The sequence below is a fragment of the Stenotrophomonas sp. TWI1151 genome (assembly GCF_039673135.1).
In the GTDB taxonomy this organism is placed as follows: Bacteria; Pseudomonadota; Gammaproteobacteria; order Xanthomonadales; family Xanthomonadaceae; genus Stenotrophomonas.
Map to the genome: position 1 here is coordinate 18623 of NZ_JBDJLA010000019.1, position 17762 is coordinate 36384.

General features: G+C 66.9%; 19 protein-coding genes. 11 read left to right on the forward strand and 8 right to left on the reverse strand.

The genetic code is table 11. From position 1 onward, the window contains the following. Positions 1–14 precede the first annotated feature (14 nt). Positions 15–890 carry a cytochrome c oxidase subunit 3 gene (locus tag ABE422_RS17430; protein ID WP_152153731.1) on the forward strand — a complete coding sequence of 292 codons (876 nt, stop codon included), beginning with the start codon at positions 15–17 and terminating at the stop codon, positions 888–890. Between the two features lie 40 nt (positions 891–930). Here the strand turns inward: ABE422_RS17430 and ABE422_RS17435 are convergent, their stop codons facing one another. Next, positions 931–1149, reverse strand: coding sequence for a twin transmembrane helix small protein (locus tag ABE422_RS17435; protein ID WP_019185993.1), 219 nt, complete (start codon positions 1147–1149; stop codon positions 931–933). Between the two features lie 57 nt (positions 1150–1206). Here ABE422_RS17435 and ABE422_RS17440 point away from each other — a divergent pair, with 57 nt between their 5' ends. The 5 genes from ABE422_RS17440 to ABE422_RS17460 are packed head-to-tail and all read left to right on the forward strand — an operon-like array spanning position 1207 to position 5544. Continuing rightward, entirely contained in the window at positions 1207–1941 is a 735-nt protein-coding gene (locus ABE422_RS17440) for an SURF1 family protein (RefSeq protein WP_346483408.1), read from the forward strand. 27 nt (positions 1942–1968) lie between these two features. Beyond that, complete coding sequence (locus ABE422_RS17445) at positions 1969–2544, forward strand: hypothetical protein (protein WP_346464581.1); 576 nt, start codon at positions 1969–1971, stop codon at positions 2542–2544. A gap of 11 nt (positions 2545–2555) precedes the next feature. Then, positions 2556–3767, forward strand: a complete 1212-nt coding sequence (locus ABE422_RS17450) for a COX15/CtaA family protein (protein WP_346483409.1) — start codon at positions 2556–2558, stop codon at positions 3765–3767. Positions 3768–3771: 4 nt separating this feature from the next. Further along, positions 3772–4665 carry a heme o synthase gene (cyoE, locus tag ABE422_RS17455; RefSeq protein ID WP_313212955.1) on the forward strand — a complete coding sequence of 298 codons (894 nt, stop codon included), beginning with the start codon at positions 3772–3774 and terminating at the stop codon, positions 4663–4665. Positions 4666–4725: 60 nt separating this feature from the next. Further along, a complete protein-coding gene (locus ABE422_RS17460) occupies positions 4726–5544 on the forward strand; it encodes a calcium-binding protein (protein WP_313212957.1) in 819 nt (272 codons plus the stop codon). Between the two features lie 71 nt (positions 5545–5615). Here the strand turns inward: ABE422_RS17460 and ABE422_RS17465 are convergent, their stop codons facing one another. The 4 genes from ABE422_RS17465 to ABE422_RS17480 all read right to left on the reverse strand — a co-directional run bounded on the left by ABE422_RS17465 (position 5616) and on the right by ABE422_RS17480 (position 9929). Continuing rightward, on the reverse strand, positions 5616–6614 hold the full coding sequence (locus ABE422_RS17465; protein ID WP_346466602.1) for a bile acid:sodium symporter family protein: 999 nt from the start codon (positions 6612–6614) through the stop codon (positions 5616–5618). A 52-nt stretch (positions 6615–6666) separates the two neighbouring features. Beyond that, positions 6667–7137, reverse strand: coding sequence for a sulfur transferase domain-containing protein (locus ABE422_RS17470; RefSeq protein ID WP_346483411.1), 471 nt, complete (start codon positions 7135–7137; stop codon positions 6667–6669). A 74-nt stretch (positions 7138–7211) separates the two neighbouring features. After that, complete coding sequence (gene dnaG, locus ABE422_RS17475) at positions 7212–8942, reverse strand: DNA primase (RefSeq protein ID WP_346464577.1); 1731 nt, start codon at positions 8940–8942, stop codon at positions 7212–7214. A 63-nt stretch (positions 8943–9005) separates the two neighbouring features. Further along, positions 9006–9929 (reverse strand): YihY/virulence factor BrkB family protein, encoded by a 924-nt coding sequence (locus ABE422_RS17480; RefSeq protein WP_313212962.1) that lies wholly within the window; start codon positions 9927–9929, stop codon positions 9006–9008. A 138-nt stretch (positions 9930–10067) separates the two neighbouring features. Between ABE422_RS17480 and ABE422_RS17485 the strand changes: the two genes are divergently transcribed. Then, complete coding sequence (locus tag ABE422_RS17485) at positions 10068–11003, forward strand: hypothetical protein (RefSeq protein ID WP_313212964.1); 936 nt, start codon at positions 10068–10070, stop codon at positions 11001–11003. A gap of 67 nt (positions 11004–11070) precedes the next feature. On the opposite strand, the gene ABE422_RS17490 is transcribed toward ABE422_RS17485, so the two are convergent. Together ABE422_RS17490 and rpsU are read right to left on the reverse strand one after the other, a co-directional pair. Continuing rightward, positions 11071–11517, reverse strand: a complete 447-nt coding sequence (locus ABE422_RS17490) for a GatB/YqeY domain-containing protein (RefSeq protein ID WP_176990535.1) — start codon at positions 11515–11517, stop codon at positions 11071–11073. 136 nt (positions 11518–11653) lie between these two features. Next, positions 11654–11869, reverse strand: coding sequence for a 30S ribosomal protein S21 (gene rpsU, locus ABE422_RS17495; protein ID WP_002808376.1), 216 nt, complete (start codon positions 11867–11869; stop codon positions 11654–11656). A 167-nt stretch (positions 11870–12036) separates the two neighbouring features. Between rpsU and tsaD the strand changes: the two genes are divergently transcribed. Then, positions 12037–13062, forward strand: a complete 1026-nt coding sequence (tsaD, locus tag ABE422_RS17500) for a tRNA (adenosine(37)-N6)-threonylcarbamoyltransferase complex transferase subunit TsaD (RefSeq protein ID WP_259262101.1) — start codon at positions 12037–12039, stop codon at positions 13060–13062. A gap of 22 nt (positions 13063–13084) precedes the next feature. Here the strand turns inward: tsaD and ABE422_RS17505 are convergent, their stop codons facing one another. Continuing rightward, positions 13085–13447: a hypothetical protein gene (locus ABE422_RS17505; protein WP_346483410.1), complete on the reverse strand. Its 363-nt coding sequence runs from the start codon at positions 13445–13447 to the stop codon at positions 13085–13087. Between the two features lie 242 nt (positions 13448–13689). Here ABE422_RS17505 and folB point away from each other — a divergent pair, with 242 nt between their 5' ends. The 3 genes from folB (at position 13690) to ABE422_RS17520 (ending at position 17671) form a co-directional block, all read left to right on the forward strand. Further along, a complete protein-coding gene (gene folB / locus ABE422_RS17510; protein WP_088434566.1) occupies positions 13690–14058 on the forward strand; it encodes a dihydroneopterin aldolase in 369 nt (122 codons plus the stop codon). A 26-nt stretch (positions 14059–14084) separates the two neighbouring features. Continuing rightward, positions 14085–15359 carry a mechanosensitive ion channel domain-containing protein gene (locus tag ABE422_RS17515; protein WP_313220118.1) on the forward strand — a complete coding sequence of 425 codons (1275 nt, stop codon included), beginning with the start codon at positions 14085–14087 and terminating at the stop codon, positions 15357–15359. A gap of 137 nt (positions 15360–15496) precedes the next feature. Then, positions 15497–17671: a glycoside hydrolase family 3 N-terminal domain-containing protein gene (locus ABE422_RS17520; protein ID WP_313220117.1), complete on the forward strand. Its 2175-nt coding sequence runs from the start codon at positions 15497–15499 to the stop codon at positions 17669–17671. Positions 17672–17762: the final 91 nt, after the last annotated feature.

The window sequence follows — 17762 nt, forward strand, 5'->3', positions numbered from 1 at the left end:
CCGGACCCAAGACCATGGCCCAGCAAAGCCCCGATGCGAACGTGTACTTCGTGCCCACGCACAGCAAATGGCCGTTCATCGGTTCCATTGCGATGATGGTGACCATGGTCGGCGTGGCCAGCTGGCTCAACGATTCCGGCTGGGGCAAGTGGACCTTCTACGCCGGCATCGCGATGCTGGTGCTGACCCTGTTCTGGTGGTTCAGCGACGTGGTGCGCGAATCGCAGGCCGGCAGCTACAACCGCCAGGTGGATGGCTCGTTCCGGATGGGGATGGTGTGGTTCATCTTCTCCGAAGTGATGTTCTTCGGCGCGTTCTTCGGGGCGCTGTTCTACACCCGCAACCTGGGCCTGCCGTGGCTGGGCGGCGCGGGCGACGGCGTGATGACCAATGAGCTGCTGTGGGACGGCTATTCGGCGGCGTGGCCGACCAATGGCCCGGGTGCGATCGGCGGCCATTTCCAGACCATCCCGGCCTGGGGCCTGCCGCTGATCAATACGCTGATCCTGCTCACCTCCGGCGTCACCCTCACCATCGCGCACCACGCGCTCAAGGCCGGTCACCGCCGCCAACTCCTGGTCTGGCTGGGCATCACCGTGCTGCTCGGCGTGGGCTTCCTCACCCTGCAGGCGGAGGAGTACATCCACGCCTACAAGGAACTCAACCTCACCCTGGGTTCGGGCATCTACGGCTCGACCTTCTTCATGCTCACTGGTTTCCACGGCGTGCACGTGCTGCTGGGCACGGTCATGTTGGCGGTGATGTGGCTGCGCTCGTCGAAGGGGCATTTCACCCGCGACAACCACTTCGGTTTCGAAGCGGCCGCGTGGTACTGGCACTTCGTCGACGTGGTGTGGCTGATGCTGTTCCTGTTCGTGTACGTGCTGTAGCGTCGGTGCGACCTCCTGCCGCATCGACGCCGGTGCGGCCTCAGCCGCCGATGCCATGGGGCTTGATCCAACCGCTGTAGATGCCGATGACCACCAGCACGATCAGCGCCACCGATACCGCGATGCGGCGGGTGAGGGCATTGACGGTGCGCTTGGTCTGGCCGCGATCGACCAGCAGGTAATACAGCCCGGCGCCCAGATTCCAGACGATGACGATCAGAAACGCGATTACCAGCAGGGTCTTCAACGAATCATTCATGCGCGGCTCGATGGCGTGGCGGGTGCGCCTATATCACCGCGTTTTGCCGGCGTTGTCATGATGCGCAAGCACACACGCCTGATCGGCTGGATTGCCGCGGTGCTGGTCATCCTCGCGTTCTGCCAGCTGGGCCGCTGGCAACTGCAGCGCATGCACGACAAAGAGGCGTTGCTGGCCCAGCAGGTGCCCGCCCGCGCGCAGTCGCTCACGCTGCGCCAGGCCCAGGCCGCCCCGCCGCTGCTGCGCTGGGTGGACGACCACGGCCGCGTCCTGCCGGGCACGATCCTGCTCGACAACCAGACCCGCGAAGGCCGCGCCGGCCTCAAGGTGTATCAGCCGTTCCAGAGTGATGACGGCGCACGCGTGCTGGTCGATCTGGGCTGGCTGCCGATGCCGCCGGATCGTGTCATCCCACCGATCACACCGCTTACCGGCCATACGGCCATCCGCGGCCTGCTGGCGCCGTCACCGGCCACCGGCCTGGCCCTGGGGCCGGCGCTGTCGCCCGTGCCACAGCCGCACGTGTGGCTGGCCAGCCGGATGCCACCTGACGACATGGCGCGCGCGCTGTCCCTGCCGCCGGGCAGCCTTGGCGCGCGCGTGCTGCGGTTGGATCCGGCGCTGCCAGGCGGCTACGCGCGCGATCTGGAGCTGCTGCCCAATACCCTGCCGCCCAGTCGCCATCTGGGCTACGCCGTGCAATGGTTCGGACTGGCGTTGACCGTGCTGGTGGTCGCGCTGGTCCTGGAATTCCGTCGCCATCGCCGCCGGCGTGGCACTCCCCGGCGCTGACCGGCTCAACATGAGAAAATGCCGCCCATGAATGCCACTTCCCCGGCCCGGCTGCCGTCCCGTTCACGCGGCCGCTGGACCCTGATCGCGTTGTTCGGCGTGTTCTTCGGCGCCATGGCGCTGGCGGGCGTGCTGCGCTTCTCCGGCTGGCAGCCGACCTCGCACCGGAATACCGGGGAGTTGCTGCAGCCGCCGGCCGATCTGCGCGCGCTGCCGCCCACCTTGGCCAATGGTCAGCCATACCCGTGGAACCCCAACGATCGCACCTGGCGGATCCTGGTGGCCCCGTCTGCCAGCTGTACCAGCGAGTGCGTCACTTTGTCGCAGGGATTGGGCAAGGTGTGGCAGCTGTTCGGCCATAACGCCGATAATGTCGAGATCCTGTGGCTGGGCACGCCGCCGGCCGAGGTCCAGGGCATGCCCGCACTGCGCGCGCTGCGCGCCCAACCGGACCTGCGTGCTGCGTTGCCCGCCGTGGATGACGCCGCCGGCACGCCTGTGTATGTGATCGATCCCAATGGATTCGTGATCATGCGGTACGCGCCGGGATTCGATATGGCCGGTCTGCGCAAAGACCTGGCCACGCTGCTGAAACTGAAGTGAGTTCCGTTTAGATGAGCCTCTCCGCACGCCCGGTGCTGCACCGCAATTTCCACCGTCTGGCGTGGTTTGCGCTGATCATGACCGCCAGTACGATCATGTTCGGTTCGTTCGTGCGTCTGTCCGATGCGGGCCTGAGCTGCCCGGACTGGCCGACCTGCTATGGCCGTGTCACCTGGCCGCAGCACGCCGAGGAAGTGATCGGCCACGAGGCCGCCAAGATCCGCCCGCTGGAAACGCACAAGGCGTGGCGCGAGCAGGTACACCGTTTCCTGGCCGGTGCACTCGGCATCGAGATCCTCACCCTGGCGCTGCTGGCCACGCGCCGCCGTCGCTGGGGCAGCACCGCGGTGATCACCGCCTGTGTGCTGGTGGCGACCGGCATACCGCTGTACATGATGGGGATGCACGTGCCGGCGAGCATCCTGGCGATCATCGGCGAGGCGATCCTGCTGATCGCCGCGCTGCGCTGGACCAACATCGACCTGGCCCGCGCCGCGTTGCTGACGCTGGCGGTGGTGATCTTCCAGGCGCTGCTCGGCATGTGGACGGTCACCTGGCTGCTCAAGCCGATCGTGGTGATGGGCCATCTGCTCGGCGGCATGCTGATGTTCGGCCTGCTGGTGTGGATGGCGTGGCGTGCCACGCACATGCCGATCACCCTGGCCGAAGCGCCCAAGCTGAAGTGGCTGATCCGCGCCGGCGTGGCCGTGCTGGTCGCACAGATCGCCCTCGGCGGCTGGGTCAGCGCCAACTACGCCGCACTCGCCTGCGGTGGCGGCAGCGCCTCGCTGGACAACTTCCCGCGCTGCGTCAGCCAGTGGTGGCCGACGCATGACTTCAAGGAAGGCTTCACCCTGTGGCGCGGCATCGGCGTGGATTACGAAGGCGGGGTGCTCGATGGCGCCTCGCGCATTGCGATCCAGATGGCGCACCGCATGATGGCGATCGTGGTCGCCGTGTACCTGCTGTGGCTGTCGGTGCGCCTGTTCCGACTGCCGAGCATGCGCGGCTGGGCGAGCGCCCTGGGTCTGCTGGTGGTGCTGCAGATCACCCTGGGCATCCTCAACGTGAAGCTGGCGGTGCCGCTGGAAGTGGCCGTCGCGCACAGCGGGGGCGCCGTGGCGCTGCTGTTCGTGCTGGTGACGTTGCTGGCGCGCCTGCGCGCGCCGGATGCCGAGGGCGGCAAGGCCAGCGCGGCCTCCCCTGCCGTGCAGGCGGGCTGACGGCATGGCCAGTTACCGTCAGTACTGGGATCTGACCAAGCCCAAGGTCGTCGCGCTGATCGTGTTCACCGCGCTCGTCGGCATGTTCCTGGCCATCCCCGGGGTGCCGACCGCGCAGCAGGCGCTGGACGGCGCACTCGGCTTCCTCGGCATCTGGCTGGCCGCCTCGGCTGCTGCGGCGATCAACCAGCTGCTGGATGCGCGCATCGATGCACAGATGGCGCGCACCTCGTGGCGCCCGCTGGTGGTGGGCAAGGTCAAGCCATGGCAGGTACTGGTCTTCGCCGGCCTGCTGATCGCGCTGTCGATGACGATCCTGGTGGTCTGGGTCAACGTGATCACTGCCGTGCTGACCTTCGCCTCGCTGATCGGGTACGCGGTGATCTACACCGTGTACCTCAAGCGCGCGACCTCGCAGAACATCGTCATCGGCGGCCTCGCCGGCGCCACCCCGCCGATGCTCGGCTGGGCGGCGATCACCGGCATGCAGGGCCCATGGGACTGGGCCTACGCGTCGCTGCTGGTGCTGATCATCTTCATCTGGACCCCGCCGCACTTCTGGGCGTTGGCGATCTTCCGCCGCGAGGATTACGCCAAGGCGGAAATCCCGATGCTGCCGGTGACCCATGGTGTGGCGTACACCCGCAAGTCGATCATGGTCTATTCGATCGCCCTGGCCATCGTCAGCATCCTGCCGGTCGTGTTCGGCATGAGCGGCATGTTCTACCTCGGCGGTGCGATCGTGCTCAACGCGGTCTTCCTCTGGTATGCGTGGCGCATGCTGAATCCGCCGGACGAACTGTTCTCGATGAAGATGTTCGGCTACTCCATCGTCTACCTGATGGCGCTGTTCGCCTTCCTGATGGTGGATCACTGGATGCTGCCCTGGTTGGCATAGCTGCCTTGAATCGGTAATTCGCCACCGCCATTGCGTCAGTACCGAACAGGGAGTGACGGCATGAAGCGATGGCGCTGGATGGCAGGCGTGGTGATCGGGATGGCGTTGGGTGCGGCGAATGCCGCACCGGCAGCGTCCGCAGAGGACACGGCCGCGCAGATCATGCGGCAGGCAGGCGCAAGCCAACTCGTGGTCCTGGGCGAACTGCACGGTACGCGTGAGATGCCGCAGCTCGTGCAGGAACTGGTCCAGGCCTATGTCGCGCAGGGCACCCCCGTGCACCTTGGGCTGGAACTGCCGGCCACCGAGAACGCCCGGCTGGCCACCTATCTGGCCTCCAACGGTGACGCCGCAGCACGCCAGGCGGTGCGCACCACCTCCTACTGGCGCACCGCCGGTAAGCCGCACGACGGCCGTCGCAATGAAGACACGCTGTCGCTGATCGAGGCGGTGCGGGTCCTGCGCGTGCAGGGCCACGATGTACAGGTCGTTGGGTTCGACCAGGTGCTGCCGGCGGCACAGGCCGGTACCGGCGCGCGTGATGCGGCGATGGCCGATGCACTGCGCGCGCACCACGCAACGTTGCCTTCCGATGGGCGGCTGCTGGTACTCACCGGGAATGTGCATGCCATGCGCACTCAGCCGGAGGGGCTGCCGTGGCCGCCGATGACCGCCTTGCTGCTCGATCTCCAGCCGTACGCGGTGCGGGTCGATGCGCGCAGCGGCGAGGCGTGGGGCTGCACACAGCATCGGCAATGCGGCGCGCGATCACTGCCGGCATACACCGGGCCTTCGCCGCTGCAGAGAACGGGCTCGGACCGGTCATACGATCTGCAGATCTGGCTACCGCGCTTCAGCGTGGCGCGGTGGGTGGAATAGCCGCTTGCGATTGGGGATGTTCCGCTATGCCGCGTAGGGCGAGGCTCTACGCGGCAGGAGGTCGAGCGCGCTCAACTACCTCCCTCACCCGTCGCCGGCTCCACCGGATCACGCGCATACCGCTGCGCGATCATCGCGCAGACGATCAACTGGATCTGGTGGTAGATCATGATCGGCAGCACGATCGCACCGAGACTGCCGCCGGCGAACAGGACCTTGGCGATCGGCACGCCGGTGGCCAGGCTCTTCTTCGAGCCGCAGAACAGGATGGTGATCTCGTCTTCGCGGTTGAAGCCCAGCCGGCGCGCGATGAAGCGGATCAGCGGCATCGCGATGCCGAGCAGCACGGCTGCCACCACGGCCACGCTGAGCAGCGACAACAGCGGCGTCTTGCTCCACAGCCCCTCACTGACGGCTTCGCCGAAGGCGGAGTAGACCACCAGCAGGATCGTGCCCTGGTCGGTATAGCGCAGCAGCGCGCGCTGCTTCTCTACCCAGCGGGCGATCCACGGGCGCAGCAGATGGCCGGCCACGAACGGCACCAGCAGCTGCAGCATGATGCTGACGATGGCCTGGCCGGGGTTGTGCATGCCGCCTTCGGTGCCGGCCAGCAGGGCCAGCAGCAGCGGGGTCAGGAAGACGCCGAGGATGCTCGACAGCGAGGCGCTGCACACCGCCGCCGGGACGTTGCCACGGGCAATCGAGGTGAACGCGATCGAGGACTGCACAGTGGACGGCAGCGCGCACAGGAACAGCACGCCGATGTACAGCTCGGGCGTGAGCAGCCAGCCATCCAGCGGTTTGAACATCAGGCCCAGCAGCGGGAACATCACGAAGGTGCAGGCCAGGATGGTCAGGTGCAGGCGCCAGTGCAGCAGGCCGGCGACGATCGACTCTCGTGGCAGGCGCGCGCCGTGCAGGAAGAACAGCGCGGCAATGGCGACGTCGGTGACATCGTCGAGCACCATCGCGGCGGCGCCATGCATCGGCAGGAAGGACGCCAGCAGCACGGTGCAGAGCAAGGCGAGGGTGAAGTTGTCCGGTCGCAGGCGCGACCACCAGCGGGTCATGGTGGGCAGGCTCCTGTAGAGCAGGGAAGTAAGCGGGGGAAGAAGAGCAGGGTCAACGCGCGGCGTCCTGCTCCAGCAGGGCACGGGTCGGTGCTTCCAGCGAGGTCATGCCGGCCTCGCGGCCGAACTGCAGGGCCTGGTCCACCGAGGCACCGTCACGCGCCTGCAGCAGTGCCAGCAGCGCACCGGCGCGATTGCCGGAGGCGCAGTGCAGCAGCACCGGGCCTTGGCTCTGCGCCAGCGCGGTACGCAGGGCCTGCGCATTGGCGTCGGTCAGGCCGGCGGCACCGGCGACCGGTATGCGCACATAGCGCAGCCCCAGGCGTTCGGCCGCGGCGGTTTCATCGAAGCCGCGCGCTTCGTCAGGCTGGCGTAGGTCGATCACGGTGGTGATCCCGGCCGCGGCGGCCTGCTGTAGCTGAGCGGCGCTGGGTTGTCCGGCGGTGTACAGCTGCGGCCGTGGCTGCGCGAAGGGCAGCTCCGCGGCCCAGGCGGGCGTGCATGGCGCCAGCAGTGCGGCGATGACGCCAGCGCGGAGCCAGCGGAGGATCGATGCAGCGGGGTTCGCGAGGTGGGATGCCACGGCGGCTCCGTTGGTCAGAAGCGGAGGGTGCTGCGCGCCTTGAGCAGTTCGCGCAGCTCGTACTTGTCAGTATCGTCCAGACCCTGCTGGCTCTGCTTTGCCTGAAGCTCATCCAGACGTTGCATCAGCAGCTGTTTTTCCAGCTGGGCCACTGCGTCATGCAGTTCCTGGGTCCACATCGCCTCATCACCAGGCAGGGTCTGCGCGGCCAGCTTGTGCAGCGATTCCTGTTCCTCGCGGCCTTCGAAGTGCTCCAGCAGCGCGCCGGTGCTGATGTCCGGGCGCTGCTCGACCAGGGTCAGCAGTTCGGTCAGCAGTTCGATGCCGGGCAGGCGCAGGCCGGTGAAGTGATGGCCTTCCAGGGTCATCGCCAGCGAGGGCTGCTGCAGCAGGATCGCGATGGCCGCGCGCACCAGGCTGCGGCGCTGTGCCGGTGCCACCGCGCGCTGCGGTTGGCGTGAGGGCTGCGCGGACGCACTGGGCTTGGCGCCCAAGCCGGTCAGCGTGGTCAGCTGCTGCTTCATCAGGTCGCCGAAGGCGCCATCGGGAATCTGCGCCAGCATCGGCTTGGCCCGTTCGGCCAGGCGTGCCTTGCCGTCGAGCGTGCCCATGTTGACCTCACGGGTGAGCTCGTCGAAGAAGAACTGCGACAGCGGCGTGGCCTGCTGCAGCCGGGCATCGAAGCCCTCGCGGCCTTCCTTGCGCACGATGGTGTCCGGGTCTTCGCCATCGGGAAGGAACAGGAAGAAGGCCTGGCGGCCGTCCTTCATGCGCGGCAGCACCGACTCCAGCGCACGCCAGCCGGCGCGACGGCCGGCGGCATCGCCATCGAAGCAGAAGAACACGTCCGGCGCGTTGCGGAACAGCAGCTCGGCGTGGTCCGGCGTGGTCGCCGTGCCCAGTGTCGCCACCGCCTGGGTGACGCCGAACTGGAACAGCGAGACCACGTCCATGTAGCCCTCGACCACGATCAGCCGCTCGATCTTCTGGTTGGCCTGGCGCACCTGCCACAGGCCGTACAGCTCGCGGCCCTTGTGGAACAGCGCGGTCTCGGGCGAGTTGAGGTACTTCGGGCCGTCGTCTTTCTCCATCACCCGGCCGCCGTACGCGATCACGCGCCCACGGCGGTCGAAGATCGGGAACATGACCCGGTCGCGGAACTTGTCGTAGACGTGGCCGCGGTCGTTCTTGGAAAACAGGCCGGCGCGGTCGAGCAGCTTCATGCGCCGCTCGTCCTTGCCCAGTGCGTCCTTCAACGCGCTGTAGCCGTCCGGCGCGTAACCGATGGCGAAGCGCTCGCGGTTCTCCTCATCGACGCCGCGCTGGTCCAGGTAGGCGCGTGCCTTGTCGCTGCCTTTCAGCGCGGTCTGGAAGAAGCGCGTGGCCGCGTCCAGCGCCGAGTACAGATCGCGGCTGTCGTCCTGCTGCTGGGCGGTGCGCGGCTGGGTATCGCGCGGCACTTCCATGCCCACGCGCTTGGCCAGCTCATCGACCGCGTCGAGAAACTCGAGGCGGTCGTAATTCATCAGGAAGCTGATCGCCGTGCCATGCGCGCCGCAGCCGAAGCAGTGATAGAACTGCTTGGTCGGTGAGACCGTGAACGAAGCCGAGCGCTCGTCATGGAAGGGGCAGCGCGCGGCGTATTCCTTGCCCTGGCGCTTCAGCGGCACGCGACTGCCCACCACCTCGACGATGTCGGAGCGGGCCAGCAGGTCGTCGATGAATGCGTCGGGGATACGGGCCATGGGCAGCAGGCGGGGGCATGGCCGGTCACGGCCACGCGCGGAAGCGGGGGTACCGCTAGTCTACTAGCTGCCGGCCGGTTCGCCCGGTTTCGGTGGCTCCACCCCAGCCTCGGCGAGCACGGCATGGGCGCGCAGGCGCTCATCGATCACCGACGTCATCAGTGCACCGACGAAGAACACCACCGTGGCGTAGTAGATCCACACCAGCGAGATCACCAGGGCGCCCATCGAGCCATACGCGCTGCCCGGTGCGACGGTGGCGATGTACAGGCCGATGCCATAGCGGCCCAGTGCGAACAGGGCCGAGGTGATCGCACCGCCGATGAAGGCCTGGCGCCACGCCACGCGGCGGTCGGGCAGGTAGTGGTAAAGGAAGGCGAAGCCCACGGTGTACAGCGCCAGGCTGGTCAGATAGCCGATCGCCGGCAGCACCGAGGGCAGGTGCGCGAACACGACCTGCAGCATCGTGGTGGCGGTCATCGAGAGGATCAGCAGGAAGCCCAGCGCCAGCACCACGCCGAACGAAAACACCCGCTTGCGCAACCAGGCCACGATGCCATCCAGGCGCTCGCCGCTGGTGTTGAAGATCAGGTTCAGGGCGTTCTGCAGCTGGGCGAACACCGCCGTGGCACCAATGAACAGCAGCAGGGTGCTCCATACGCCGGCCAGCGTGCCGATGTCCGGCTGGTTGTTGGCGTTGCTGAGCACGGTCTCCGCCACCGAGGCGGCGCTGGTGCCGGCCACATCATTGATCTGGCCCAGCAACGCCTGCTGCGCCGGGGGGTACAGCGAGGCGGTCAGCCACAACAGCAGCACCAGCAGCGGCGCCATCGAGAGCAGGGCGTAGAAGGCCAGCGCAGCGGCCTGGGTCATCACGTCCGCATCGATGAAGCGGCGCAGCAGCACGGCGGGGAAGCTCTGCTCCAGCCGCGCCATGTGCTTGCGGATCCTGGAGAGGGAGTGGCTCGGCGGGTGCATGGACGGCATCAGGTCGGAAGCGAGGCCCCCGTTCTAGCAAATCGACGGATTGCACCGGGTGAAGTGGTCCGGTCACGTCAGGATCTTGACGGATATCGCGCTATCCTTTTGCCCGGTTTTCCACCTTCACAGCAGAAAGGACGCTTCATGAAAGGAATGGTCTACACGACGATGGCGCTGTTGGCGGCCGCAGGTCCGGCGATGGCTTCCGGGGCCTGCGACAAGGCTTTCAAGACGGTAGGGGATGCGCGCAACGGTGCGCTGTACATGGCCGATGTCACGGTGCCGGGCCTGAAGGTGCAGAGCGCACTGGACCAGCTGCGCAAGATCGGCGGCGATGACAAGTTCGAAGTCGCCGGGCAGCTGGTGGAGGGCGATACCGGCGACCAGTACCTGATCCAGCGCACAGGGCTGCGCGTCCCGTTGGTCCTGGTGGGCACCGCCGATCGCACCGGTCGCGTCACCCTGGCGACCAAGCTGGCCCGCGGTCAGTCGGTCGAGCCGGCTGCGGCCAAGCAGTCCATGTGCGGAATGCTGGACAAGCTCAAGGCGGGCAGCCAGGGCGACGCGGTCGCCGCCGCGGGGCGCACCCAGTACCCGATGCCGGCCGTCGAGGCGGTGGCAGCGCCGGATCTGTCCAAGATGATGGGCAAGGAAGTCAAAGACACGATGGCGTTGTACCGCAGTGCCGGTGCCTTCAAGGATCTGATGCTGGGGACCAACACGAACAAGGAAGACAAGGGCGATCGCTCGGCCACGTTCCTGCCGCTGTACGCGAAGTACGTGGGGCGGCGCTATCAGATCGACGGCCAGATCTATACGGTCAACTCCAACCGGTATTCGACCAAGCCCGGTGACATCGGCTCGATCAATTACCTGGTCACGCCGACCCGCGGCCTGCTGCGCGTCCGCCAGAACGACACCTTCAACAACAACAACTACACCATCCGCTGCGAATTCGCGTCGGATCAGGCCGCCAACTTCACCATGCTGCGCGAGCGCGACTGGGCCAAGCTGGAAGGCGAGATCAGTTCGATCGAGGAAAGCTCGATGACGCTGCGCAACTGCCGCCAGGCCTCGTAACAACGGACCTGCTGAAACGGAAAAGGCCCGCGAGAGCGGGCCTTTTCACTGCAGCGTGGCGGCGGGATCAGCCGGCCAGCTGCTGCTTGACCAGCTTGGACACCAGGCCCATGTCGGCCTGACCGGCCAGGCGCGGCTTGAGCGCACCCATCAGCTTGCCGATGTCGGCCGGGGTGGTCGCGCCGGTTTCGGCGATGGCGGCCTGGATGGCGGCCACGATCTCGGCCTCGCCCAGCTTGGCCGGCAGGTACTGGTCGATCACCACGATTTCCTCGCGCTCGATCACGGCCAGGTCTTCGCGGTTGGCGGCTTCGAACTGGGTGACCGAGTCCTTGCGCTGCTTGACCATCTTTTCCAGCACGGCGAGCACGGCGGCGTCGTCCAGCTCGATGCGCTCGTCGACTTCGCGCTGCTTGATCGCGGCGTTCATCAGGCGGATCACGCCCAGGCGGTGCTTCTCGCCGGCCTTCATGGCGGCCTTCATGTCATCGGTGAGCTGCTGCTTCAGGCTCATGGGAACACCTCGTGTCGGTGGAAAAGGAAAGCGGGGCGCCGAAGCGCTGGAACGCAAAAAGCCGGTAACGCTCGCGCGTTCCGGCTTCGGCTCCGTCACGACAGGCCAAGGCCTGCCGTATCGAAGTTGCGTCCGATCAGTACAGGCGCTGACGCTTGGTAACGTCGCGCGACGAACGGCGCAGCTGACGCTTCACAGCAGCGGCAGCCTTACGCTTACGCTCCTGGGTCGGCTTTTCATAGAACTCGCGCTTGCGGGTTTCGGCCAGCACGCCGGCCTTTTCGCAGGTGCGCTTGAAGCGACGGAGCGCAAACTCGAAGGGCTCGTTCTCGCGGACTTTAACGCTGGGCATGGAATCTCCGGGACACAGTAGAACCGGGTCACGCCCGGTGAGAGCCGCACATTATAGCGGCGAGAAAAGAAGTTGCAACCCACCCCGGCGAACTTCTTGGCCACGGGTGATGCAGAGACAGGCCAGCGTACGTCTGCCGGGGCCTGAAGAGGTCCATAATACCCGTTATGCGAGTCCTTGGTATCGAATCTTCCTGCGATGAGACCGGCGTGGCGGTGTATGACACCTCCCTGTCCGGGATCGACGCCCTGCGCGCCCATGCGGTCTACAGCCAGATCGCCCTCCACGCTGAATACGGCGGGGTGGTGCCCGAGCTGGCCAGCCGTGACCACGTGCGCAAACTGCTGCCGCTGATCCGGCAGACCCTGGCCGAGGCCGACATGACCGTGGCCGACATCGACGGGGTGGCCTATACGGCCGGCCCCGGGCTGGTCGGCGCGCTGCTGGTGGGGGCGGGCGTGGCCCGTTCGCTGGCCTGGGCGCTGGAGGTGCCGGCGGTCGGTGTACATCATATGGAAGGCCACTTGCTGGCCCCGCTGATGGAAGACGACCCGCCGCAGGCGCCCTTCGTGGCCCTGCTGGTGTCCGGTGGGCATACCCAGCTGGTCGCCGTGGACCGGATCGGCCAGTACCGCCTGCTCGGCGAGACCCTGGACGACGCCGCCGGCGAGGCCTTCGACAAGACCGCCAAGCTGATGGGCCTGCCGTACCCCGGTGGCCCACAGCTGGCCGCCCTGGCCGAGCGCGGCACGCCGGGCCGGTTCAAGTTCACCCGCCCGATGACCGATCGCCCCGGGCTGGATTTCAGCTTCTCCGGGTTGAAGACCCAGGTCCTGCTGGCCTGGCGCGACAGCGATCAGAGCGAGCAGACCCGCGCTGACATCGCGCGCGGCTTTGAAGATGCCGTGGTCGACACCCTGGCGATCAAGTGCGAACGCGCGCTGGATGCGGCGGGCACCGATGTGATCGTGGTGGCCGGCGGGGTAGGGGCCAACAAGCGCCTGCGCGCCAAGCTGCAGCAGATGGCCGCCCGCCGCGGTGGCCGCGCCTGCTTCCCGCGCCCGGCGCTGTGCACCGACAACGGCGCGATGATCGCCTTCGCCGGCGCGCTGCGTCTGGAAGCGGGCCAGCACACGCCGCCGCAGGTGCAGGTGACGCCGCGCTGGGACATGGCGACGCTGCCGGCGGTGTGAGGGTTGCGGCGGCGCTGCTGCATCACGTCGGCCGATCCACCAGAAGCTGAGTCACTGATTCATGGTCAGACACCCACTCCGCTGTGCGTCCGCACCGCCGTCCGATGACCCTCAGGATGGCGGCGAAGTCGTCGGCCAGGGCCCGGGCGAAAATTGGCTCGTGATGGGCGATGCGATTGCGTAATCGCCGGATCTGCTCCAGATCGTCATGGATCTGCGCACGGGTGAGATGCCAAGGCGTTGACACGTTGGCACCGGGCAGGACGGATGCCATGCAATGCGACCATAGCCGAGCATCAAAGCGCTGCGTGAATATCTTCTGCCAGAACACAAAGCCGAGTGCCGGAATGACGTCTGCCGCATCCCTGTTCAAGCGCAGGGTCACGCGCTGCAGCTCGTCTCATTTGGCGTAACCAATCATTGACTCCACTCGGCCCCGGACGTAGTTTTACCCCGCGCGCCACCGGGACCCGCGGATGGAACTCCCATCTCCGCCCGGGGACAAGAAGTAAGCAGAGGGCCCCGCGAGGGGCCCTTTGTCTTTCTCAGAGAGCCTCGTCACCCCGGTTCCCGACACATTCCGGACAGCCCCGTTACCATGGTCGCCATCTTCCACGTGGCATGGCTATGGACAAGGTATTCATCGAAGGGCTCGAGATCGATGCCCTGATCGGGATCTACGATTGGGAACGGCGGATCCGCCAGACCCTGCGTTTCGATCTGGAAATGGGCTTCGACAACCGCCGCCCGGCGGCCAGCGACGACATCGCCGATACCCTCAATTACAAAGCCGTGAGCAAGCGCATCGAGCAGTTCGTGCGTGACTCGGATTACGGCCTGGTCGAAACCCTGGCCGAGCGCATCGCCGAGATCGTGCTGCGTGAATTCAACGTGCAATGGCTGCGCCTGAAGCTCAGCAAGCCAGGCGCGGTACGCGGCGCGCGCGCGGTCGGCGTGATCATCGAGCGCAGCGCGCAGGACCTGGCAACGCCCTGATACCCCTGATAGGAGAGCGATACACGATGTTGGATGCGGTAGTGGCAACCCGATGGCTGGACAGTGTCCAGCGGACCCTCGAACCCTGGCCCTGGGCCTACACCCTGCTGGTGCTGGCAGCGCTGGCCCTGGCGGCCTGGCTGGCCAACTTCGTCACCAAGAAGATCCTGCTGCGCGGCCTGCGCAAGCTGGTCAACCGCTTGCCTGGCCACAGCGCGGGCAATGAAGGCGGTAACAACCTGCGGGTGATCTCGCGGCTGTCCAACGTGGTGCCGAGCATGGTCATCGCCGCCGGCATCCGGATCGTGCCGGACCTCCCGCCGGAGCTGGTGGAGTTCGTGATCGGGGCGTGCCGGGCGTGGGCGGTGCTGACCGTGGCGCTGGCCGTCTCGCATGCGCTGGACGCCGCCAACGATCTGTACGAGCGCCGCCCGGATGCGCGCAACAAGCCGATCAAGGGTTACCTGCAGGTCGTGAAGATCGTTGTCTTCGTGATCGCCGGCCTGTCGATCGTGGCGACCCTGCTGGGGGTGAAGCTCGGCCCGCTGGTCACCGGCCTCGGCGCAGCCACCGCGGTACTCATGCTGATCTTCCAGGACACGATCCTGTCGCTGGTGGCCAGCGTGCAGATCAGCGGCGATGGCCGGGTGCGGCTGGGCGACTGGATCGAAATGCCCAGCCAGAACGCCGATGGCGACGTGATCGACATCGCTCTGCACACCATCACCGTGCAGAACTTCGACAAGACCATCACCACCATCCCGACCAAGAAGCTGGTGACCGAGTCGTTCAAGAACTGGCGCGGCATGCAGGAAGCGGGCGGGCGCCGGATCAAGCGCTCGTTGTATCTGGACCAGCACAGCGTCGGCTTCGTCGATGCGCCGATGCTGGCCGAGCTGGAGCAGTTCGCGGTGCTGGGCGATTACCTGCGCGGCAAGCAGGCCGAGCTGCAGCAGTACAACGCCGAACTCCAGGCCAAAGGCGTGGCGGCCGTCAATGCGCGCCGGGTCACCAACCTGGGTACCTTCCGGGCCTACGTGGAGCGCTACCTGCAGCACCATCCGGGCATCCATACGGAGATGACCCTGCTGGTACGGCAGCTGCAGCCCACTACCCAAGGCCTGCCGCTGGAGATCTACTGCTTCACGCGCAGCACGGCGTGGGGTGAGTACGAGGGGGTGCAGTCGGACGTGTTCGATCACCTGCTGGCGATCCTTCCGGCCTTCGGGCTGCGGGTTTTCCAGGAATCCAGCGACGCCATGTTGATGGCGGGGCAGCAGCGCCTGGCCGCCGCGGAGTAAGCTCCTGTGCCTCCGTCGCCGCCTGCGCGGCGGCGGGGGTCTCCCTCCGGGGAAGAAAAATGAACGCAAAAGTCATTCACAACGGCTTCGGGAACGCTAGAATCCCGGGCTTGTAAACGTTTTCATAAGGACAGCCGGTGGCCGCCGATCGTATCGAAACCCTCATTGCCCAGATGACCGTCGAAGAAAAAGTCGGCCAGCTGGGTGTGTTCGCCGACATGGTCCGCCCGTTCGCGCCGGATGTGAATCCGGAAGCCAACGTCAGCAACGCCGACCAGGTGCTGCAGCAGGTGCGCGAGGGCAAGGTGGGCTCGCTGTTCAATGGCGTGGGCGTGGAAGCCGGCCGCCGCATCCAGCAGGTCGCGCTGGAAGAAAGCCGCCTGAAGATCCCGGTGATCCTGGCTGCGGACGTGATCCACGGCATGCGCACCGTGTTCCCGATCCCGCTGGGCGAGGCCGCGAGCTTCGAGCCGGACCTGGCCGAGCGCACCGCCCGTGCCACCGCGGTGGAAGCCACCGCCGCCGGCCTGCACTGGACCTATGCACCGGCCGTGGATATCGCCCGCGACCAGCGCTGGGGCCGGGGTGCCGAGGGCGCCGGTGAAGACGTGGTGCTGGGCTGTGCGTTCGCCGCCGCCCGTGTGCGCGGCTTCCAGGGCCCGGACCTGCGTGCCGACGATGCCCTGCTGGCCACCCCGAAGCATTTCGCCGCCTACGGCGCGGTGATGGCCGGCATGGAATACAACATGGTCGACATCTCCCCGCAGACCCTGCGCGACGTCCACCTGCCGCCGTTCAAGGCCGCCTTCGAAGCCGGCGCCCTGACCGTGATGTCCTCCTTCAACGACATCAACGGCGTGCCGGCCAGCGCCAACGCCGAGCTGCTGACCGACATCCTGCGCGGGGAGTGGAACTTCCCGGGCGTGGTGATCTCCGATTACACCGCCGACATGGAGCTGGTCGCGCACGGCTACGCCGCCGATGACCGCGACGCCACCGCCAAGGCCTTCACCGCCGGCCTGGACCTGAGCATGCAGAGCGGCTTCTACGCCGAGCACCTGCCGGGCCTGATCGAGAGCGGTGAAGTACCGATGGCCACGCTGGACGAATCGGTGCGCCGCATCCTGCGCCTGAAGGAGGCGATCGGGCTGTTCGACGATCCGTACCGCTCGCTGGATCTGGCGCGTGAAGCGGACACCTCGCACATCGCCGCGCATGACGAACTCTCGCGCGATGCCGCGCGCCGCTCGATCGTGCTGCTGAAGAACGCCGAGTCGGTGCTGCCGCTGAAGAAGGCCGGGCAGAAGATCGCGCTGATCGGGCCGTTCGTGCAGGACCGCGAGAACATCGAAGGCTGCTGGACGCTGTTCGGCGACAAGTCGCGCTACGTCACCCTGGAAGCCGGCGTCCGCGCGGCGATCAGCGATGAAGCGCTGCTGGAGATCGTGCCGGGCTGCGATCTGGAAGCGGCCGTTCAGGATGGCATCGAACAGGCCGTGGCCGCCGCGCTGCGTGCCGACGTGGTGGTGCTCGCCCTGGGCGAACCGCAGCGGTACAGCGGTGAAGCACAGTCGCGCGTGGAGATCACCCTGCCGCCCGCGCAGCAGGCATTGGCTGAAGCGGTGGCGATGACCGGCAAGCCGCTGGTGGTGCTGCTGCGCAACGGTCGCGCGCTGGCCCTGCAGGGCGCCGTGCGCAATGCGCATGCCGTGGCGATCACCTGGTACCTCGGCACCCAGACCGGGCACGCCGTGGCCGATGTGCTGTTCGGTGACTACAACCCGTCCGGCCGCCTGCCGGTCAGCTTCCCGCAGGTCTCCGGCCAGCAGCCGTACTTCTACAACCACGCGCGTACCGGTCGCCCGGAACTGCCGACCATGTCCGAGTTCAAGGCACGTTGGCGCGAGATTCCGAACGAGCCGGCGTACGCCTTCGGCCACGGCATCGGCTACACCACGTTCGCCTATGGCGTGCCGCAGCTGAGCAGCGCGCAACTGGGCTGGGACGACACCCTGACCATCACCACGACGCTGACCAATACCGGTGCGGTGGCGGGTGAGGAAGTGGTGCAGCTGTACATCCACGATCGTGTGGCCAGCCGCGTGCGGCCGGTGCGCGAGCTGAAGGGCTTCGACAAGATCGCCCTGCAGCCGGGTGAGAGCACCGAGGTGCAGTTCACGCTGGACCGCCATGCGCTGGGCTTCACCGGTCGCGATGGCGTGTTCCGCGCCGAGCCGGGTCAGTTCGAGCTGTGGGTGTGCGCATCGTCGATCAGCGGCGAGCCGGTGATCTTCGAGCTGCTGGCTGCCTGAGGCGGCATCGCCTCACCGGTAGTGCCGGCCGCTGGCCGGCAACGCTGAACGATGATTGCAAACCCGGGCGCCCGCCCCCGGCCCGCCCAAA